The organism is Okeania sp. SIO2C9 (genome assembly GCF_010672455.1).
In the GTDB taxonomy this organism is placed as follows: domain Bacteria; phylum Cyanobacteriota; class Cyanobacteriia; order Cyanobacteriales; family Microcoleaceae; genus Okeania.
Genome location: NZ_JAAHGO010000278.1, coordinates 1 through 1,135 on the forward strand (window position 1 = coordinate 1; position 1,135 = coordinate 1,135).

Genomic DNA, 1,135 nt, shown 5'->3' on the forward strand with positions numbered 1-1,135 from the left:
TCTTCGAGCAACAGAAAACAGCTCAGGCTTATATCTTTAGATGGATTTTATTCTATCATTAGTTTGGCATTAATAATCAATTAAATAATAAAGCAATATTTGTGTAATTTTATTTGTAAAATTTTAGTTATATTGAACACTAACTATTGAATATAGCAATTTAGTTTGAGAGTGGCTTTTTTAAGAAAGAATACAAGAGTTAACTTCTGACTCTTTGATTGTGAATCTTTATAATCAGCTTTGCCCTTAAGAAAATTTAATGCGGAATTGTGTGCCCTGACTTGGCTCTAGTTCCAATTCTCCTTCCAGTTGTTGGGTTAAAATCTGAACTAATTGTAGTCCTAGTGTCGAAGGTGCTTGCCAATTTAAATCTTTGGGTAAACCTACACCATTGTCTTTAATCGTTAAAAACAATTGCTCCCCCTCACACTTAAGTCTGATTTCGACTACACCACCCCTTTGTTGAGGGAAAGCGTATTTGAGGGCATTAGAAATTAATTCATTAATTATCAAACCACAGGTAATTGCCTTATCCAGGTTGAGAAACACTTCTTGACAGTCAATTTTGATCTCGATAGGTTTTGTACTCAGACCGTAGGATTGGATCAGATGGCAAGCTAAAGTTTCAATATACTCAGCAAAGTTAATCTTTTCTAGAGATGCAGAACTATAAAGCCTCTCATGAACTAAGGCCATCGATCTCACTCGATTGTAACTTTCTCGGAACAATTCGATGGTCTTGGTGTCTTTGAGGCTAGAAGACTGGAGGTCTAGTAAACTAGAAATAACCTGCAAGTTGTTTTTGACTCGATGGTGAACTTCCTGTAGCAGGATTTCCTTTTCCTTAAGTGATTTACGCAGGGCTTCTTCTGCCAGCTTTTGCTCGGTAATATCAATTCCTACCGCCACAGCTGCACTATTTTGCTGGTATTTCTGAACTCCTATCAAGTAGTTACGTATCGAGTCTTTGATTGGTATATTAATGACTTGAGAGGCAGTTGCCTTCGAGCTTGCCAAAAACTCTAATATAAATCGAGACAATTCAGATTTTTGATCAAAAAAGCCAATTTTTCTGCCGACAAAAGCTTCGGGAGATAAGTCAAAGGCTTTGGCTAAATAACCATTAGTACCTAGA

1 protein-coding gene is annotated in these 1,135 nt (G+C 36.6%); it reads right to left on the minus strand.

From position 1 onward, the window contains the following. Positions 1-246: 246 nt before the first annotated feature. Positions 247-1,135: histidine kinase dimerization/phosphoacceptor domain -containing protein (locus F6K23_RS41005; protein ID WP_293167016.1), on the minus strand; the 889-nt coding region annotated here is incomplete at its 5' end.